General features: G+C 61.5%; 6 protein-coding genes, 1 tRNA gene and 1 pseudogene. 2 read left to right on the plus strand and 6 right to left on the minus strand.

Annotated features, from left to right (window positions below; genetic code table 11):
* From MOV75_RS27230 to MOV75_RS27250, 5 genes and pseudogenes are all read right to left on the minus strand, one after another.
* Positions 1 to 148, minus strand: a pseudogene (locus MOV75_RS27230) (DNA-binding response regulator); the annotation flags it as partial.
* A gap of 359 nt (positions 149 to 507) precedes the next feature.
* Positions 508 to 1,485, minus strand: coding sequence for an ABC transporter substrate-binding protein (locus MOV75_RS27235; protein ID WP_247006911.1), 978 nt, complete (start codon positions 1,483 to 1,485; stop codon positions 508 to 510).
* Positions 1,486 to 1,982: 497 nt separating this feature from the next.
* A complete protein-coding gene (locus MOV75_RS27240) occupies positions 1,983 to 2,153 on the minus strand; it encodes a hypothetical protein (protein WP_246931093.1) in 171 nt (56 codons plus the stop codon).
* 178 nt (positions 2,154 to 2,331) lie between these two features.
* Positions 2,332 to 2,559, minus strand: a complete 228-nt coding sequence (locus MOV75_RS27245) for a hypothetical protein (protein ID WP_246931094.1) — start codon at positions 2,557 to 2,559, stop codon at positions 2,332 to 2,334.
* Between the two features lie 953 nt (positions 2,560 to 3,512).
* Positions 3,513 to 3,815, minus strand: coding sequence for a hypothetical protein (locus MOV75_RS27250; RefSeq protein ID WP_246931095.1), 303 nt, complete (start codon positions 3,813 to 3,815; stop codon positions 3,513 to 3,515).
* A gap of 208 nt (positions 3,816 to 4,023) precedes the next feature.
* On the opposite strand from MOV75_RS27250, the gene MOV75_RS27255 reads away from it, so the two are divergent.
* Positions 4,024 to 4,407 carry a hypothetical protein gene (locus tag MOV75_RS27255; protein ID WP_246931096.1) on the plus strand — a complete coding sequence of 128 codons (384 nt, stop codon included), beginning with the start codon at positions 4,024 to 4,026 and terminating at the stop codon, positions 4,405 to 4,407.
* Between the two features lie 121 nt (positions 4,408 to 4,528).
* Here MOV75_RS27255 and MOV75_RS27260 read toward each other — a convergent pair.
* Positions 4,529 to 4,613 (minus strand) — tRNA-Leu (locus MOV75_RS27260).
* Positions 4,614 to 4,770: 157 nt separating this feature from the next.
* Between MOV75_RS27260 and MOV75_RS27265 the strand changes: the two genes are divergently transcribed.
* Positions 4,771 to 5,014, plus strand: a 244-nt coding sequence (locus tag MOV75_RS27265) for a disulfide bond formation protein B (RefSeq protein WP_247006913.1), incomplete at its 3' end; no start/stop codon positions are given.

Below are 5,014 nucleotides of genomic sequence, written 5' to 3' on the forward strand. Positions count from 1 at the left end.
GGGCGGCACGGGCTTCGCCGAGCGTGCCGGCGCTGCGCACCTCGTAGCCGGCCTTGACCAGCGCATCCTGCAGCCGCCAGCAGGTCGGTGCGTCGTCCTCGACGAGGAGGATGGTGATGGTGTCACCCGTCTCGCCCTGTTCGGTCATGATCATGGTCCTGCACCCGCGTGTCCCCCGCGGCGCAAGGGCAAGTTTAACCGCAGTGCGGATGTCGTGACACCCATAATCATGGGGGCGGCGATGACCCGCGTCGGCGCGGGTAGACGGTTGTGGGGTCGCACCTAAGCTGGATCCGTGCTCCGCGCGGCACTCAGGCGCCGACCGGTCCGCTCTGCCTCTGACACCGGCCCGTTGCCGCAGCTCACAACGTCCGAGTTTGGCCACATGCGGGCCTTGCGGCCGTATTCGACCTAGGGTCCGTTGGTACCCTGCAAGCCGACGTCGGACGCCGAAAAAGAGCGGCAGCTAAGGGCCACCTGGGGACTCATGCACGGGGGCTAACGCGCCTATTCAATCACCGCATCCGCGCGGGCGAGCAACGTTGGAGGCACACCAATGTGCAAGGCATTAGCCGTCTTCACATTGATCACCAACTCAAATTTTGCCGGCTGTTGAATCGGAAGCTCCGCAGCTTTGGCGCCTTTGATGATCTTATCTACGTAAGCTGCGCCTCTCTTGAAAAGATCGACGAGATCGGGGCCGTAGCTCATCAACGCTCCCATTTCGGCAGCATCGCGATAACCAAAAATCGTCGCTAGTTGTGCTTCCCGCGTAGCGTCAACGATATTGCGGCGATACGTCCAAAGGAGCCCCTCTGGGAAAACAATGAGTCCTTCAACGTTTCCGCGAAGCGAACGGAACACACCATTGATGTCCTCCGCTCGGCGTACATCGTAAGCATTGAGGGTAAGCCCTTCCGATTGTGCTGCTTGCTCCACCGCCTCGAGGTAGAAACGGCTGCCAGGATTTGCAGAATTCCAAAGCACACCAACTCGAGTGATTTTAGGAGCTGCCTCGTGCAAAAGCTGGAGCATTTTCGCGTTCGTTTCGGGTGTGACCTCCAAGGAAAAGCCCGTCAGGTTGCCGACGGGATGGGAGATGCTGGCAGCTAAGCCACTTCCTACGGGATTGACAACGGCAAGCGCGACGATGGGTGTCTGTGCTGTCGCCTTCTTGGCGGCAACAGCCAGAGGATGGCCTGCTGTGACGATCACGTCCAGCTGACTTTCGGCCAACTCGCGCGCTACCTCGTCGTACTGGCTCTCATGACCAGCCATCCAACGATACTGGATCGAAAGGTTGTGTCCCTCACTATAACCCAGCTCCTTCAATCCTCGCGTGAACGAATCCGCAAGAGGGTTCGGACCAGCCGCGACCGAAAAGAAGACGACTCGCGATAACTTTCCTGATCTCTGCGCACTGGCCAATCGCGGCTCGAGCATAATGATGATCGCGCTCGTAACGAGGCTTCGTCTATCGATCATGCGACGGTCCTCCCGAAAGTGCGTTTTACGCCCCGCGACGGCACGTTACTCGCATTTCTCCGTCCGTACCCCGTGAAAGAAGGTCGCGGCGCGAGAGGTGATTGGAGCGTTCGGCTTCCCTGATTTCCGCCTTCGCCGATGGACCACTTTCGGAAGTCGCTTGCTTCAAAAAGCCAAAGGTTGTTGTCGAAACGGCGGTGCCGGATGGTCACCGCCGTTGTGGTCGAGCGCCGTTATGTCAAGGCTCCTCGACCTATCTTGCTGCACGACCGCGATTTGCAAATTCTGATTTCATCTCGTTCTCCCATGTGGCTAGAGAACGCGTCCCGTATCCTCGTAGGGGTGCGTGCTCGCGGAAGATCGATACCAAAAATCGTCGGTGCCCGAGCGTGCGATGCTCGCCGCCCATTCAGCTTGACGGAGATGTCGGCGCATCCAACACCAGCCCATCTGCTCAGCATCTTTTGAACTGAAAATGGCCGCCAACTGAGGCGGCCTCAGTCGTTCCAGATGCGGTCGCCGCATTCGCATTCGAACAGGTGCATGAGGTTGCCGGTTTCCATGTTCAGTATCGTGCGAACCAGCTGTAGTTGCTTGTCGCAGACCCGACATTTTCGAGCCGAATTATTTTCGACTTCGCCGATTTTCTCCGCGCGGAACAGATCCATGTAAAGTCCCCATCAAAGTCGGAGGGACGTTACTCCATTGGTTCGGCAAGTGGATCATACAGAGGTATACTGGCCGCGGCGGCTGCACAGGGTCACAAGCCGCCGATAACGCTTGAGGGGCTGACTTCCAGCTTTGCCTGGCGGAGCGAATGTTGATGAGTACACACCCTCGCCCGGCTCACGAAAGATCAACCCGCGGCGGCGGATAGCGCCGGGCCAGCGCCGACAATGACAAACGCCGTTCGTCCTGTGGCAGCTCCAGATAGGCCAGCACGAGCGGTCGCTTCCAATCGCCGACGCCGAAATCCATGGCCGTCCATTTCTGCGGCTCGGGGCCTTCCAGGCCCCGGACCCAGACGAAATAGCGGGGAAGGTCGTCGGCGTCCGTCGTGCGTGTCCTGGCCATCAAAGCTGTCCGCTGCATCACATCTGTTGCCGCACGATATAGGTACTGGCGCAGCGAAGTCGAACACCTCGCGGCGGTACGGGATCTAAACCCTATCGATCATTCGGCGCGCGAACGGCAGGTGCGACTTCGCTCCTGGGGCCTCCGCGCCGGACGGCAGTTGGACGGGAAATCTCTCATCCTCGTCATTGCGAGGAGCACTTGCGACGAAGCAAATCCAGGCTACATCCGTGGATGCATTCCTGGATTGCTTCGCTGCGCTCGCAATGACGACGTGGAGACACGCGGGCCAGAATGAGGCCATTGGGCTCCAGAAGCTGTTCTCAATCGGAACGATCTGTCCGAACGCCCGCCGTTTCGCGCGCCCAAATTCTGCTTGACCGAAATTCGGAAATGTCGTATGTGCGTCGTCATCCCGGCCCATGGATAAGGGGCGTTTCGCGATCGTCACGATACGCGGGCCGGGTGGCGGTGGACGTGGAGCGCATCGGCGCGCCAGCAATCGCAGGGCGGGCTTGGCCCGTGAGCGGTTGACTGGCGCGCACACGACCGGTGCGGTCCGCGTACGGCAAAAGCGTGTCGTCCTGACGCCCGGGGTCTGTGCGTCAAGGCTTGCGGTGGTGAAGCGGCCCGACCGGGCACGCGCACCAGTCATCCGCAAGGCGACGGGGGCAATAGTGCATCGCTCCCCGGGGAGAGCGCGCCATAAGCCGTCAAACCACTGCGCAGGGAAAGGCCGGGATGTCCAGGCTGCCCTGTATGCCGCTGTGCATCTGTCTTCGCGCAATTTGCGCACAGCGGACCGCGGGTGCCAGCCGGCGCCCGGCCTTCCCTGCGCCCTTTCCAAGGAAGGGGCGCCGACAGAAGCGCAACACTCGGGCGTTATGCGCCGCGAGGCTGTAGCGGTGTGTCTCGTCGTTTGAAAATTGACGTGTGCGCGCTCCTCCTGCCGATCACCGCCACAATTCGCAGGTTGCCACGCGGTTGATGTCGGTGAGGCGGCGAGCGGCGTCTCCGTGAAGATCGAGGCTTTCGACCAGCGTCAGCAGGCGATGATAGGCGCCGTCGGCGACCTCGACCGGCAGCGGATCTTCGTCAAAGGCCTCGACATAGCTGCCGACGACATTGCTGAGCAGGCAGCACAGGCCGCGCTGGGCGGGATCGCGCCGGCCGAGCGTCTCGAGCTTTTGCTGAAAGGTCTGGAAGGTCCGCAAACCGTGGTGCTGTTGCGAAAGCCACGCGTGCAGGTCGTTCATGAGAGCTCCTTCGAGTTACAGAAGAAGCTACCGGTTTATACAGGAGCGAAGTGACGATTGCCAGAGAGGGGAGGGCGAGCCGATCCGGCGATTTGGCGAGAAAGATTAGCAAAGTGTCAAGGAACGGAGTTCCCGACGCCGGCCGCCCCCAAAAACCCACTTCGCCCGCCAGTTGCAAAGGTCTAGATTAACGCTGGCGCGGCGCGCTATGCGCCCAGCGAAGGCAGGTCGCGATGCCCGAGGCATTGCTTTCGATCGCCGAAGCGAACTGGATCCAGCTGCTATTCGCGGTCATCATTTTCGACATTCCGCTCATGTGATGAAAGACCAGAACGAACTCCAGATCGCCGGCTCTGCAAGCCGGACAGATCGATTCGTTTGCGCCTATGTCGGTCCGTCATATGATTTCGTCGAGACGCCTGAAGGCTATCTCTGCCCGAAATGCCGGCATGGCATCGCCGCGGGCGACCCGGCCTGCGAAATCCTCGGCACTTCCGCGCGATGTAGCGCCTGCGGCAGGGAGATGGTCGTGTCGCCGGAGCGCGCACAACTATCGCGGCCCGCGCCGAAAGGTGCCGGTCGTCAACCGTGAGGAGGTGGCACAGGCCGCGCTGGGGGGATTATGATCAGTCCGTCTTCGCCAAGAGGCTTCGCCGGACGGACACGCTTCACTCTTCGGTTCAGCATGGCCGCGCCACGCGAAGCCCGAAGCGTGGTGCCCCTGGCCGGAATCGAACCAGCACTCCTTGCGGAACTCGATTTTGAGTCGAGCGCGTCTACCAGTTCCGCCACAGGGGCCCTCGGTCAGCCCTTGAAGGGAGCGTCGCGAAGCCGGCGGACTATAGCCATGGACAAAGCGGGGTCAACCCGCGCCAAAGTGATCCCGCCCGTTCTCGACAGCCGCATGGACCGGAGCTAGAGGCTTAAGGGCGCGACCGATCGGAAAGAGGCTGCCGTGACGACCCAGAGTGCCGCGATACCTGCGTTCAAGCCGGCTGCCGGCGGCTCCGCGCTGACGGCCTCGCTGCTCGTCACGCTGATCGCGGCTGCGACCATCGCGGGCGCCTGGTTCTTCCAGCTCGTGCTGGAGATCCTGCCCTGTCCGCTCTGCCTGGAGCAGCGCTACGCCTATTCCCTCGCGATTCCGCTCGGAGCGCTCAAGGCGATCGCGGCACGAGCCGGCGCCCCGCGGCCGCTGC

This window comes from Bradyrhizobium sp. PRIMUS42 (assembly GCF_023006515.1).
Lineage (GTDB): Bacteria > Pseudomonadota > Alphaproteobacteria > Rhizobiales > Xanthobacteraceae > Bradyrhizobium.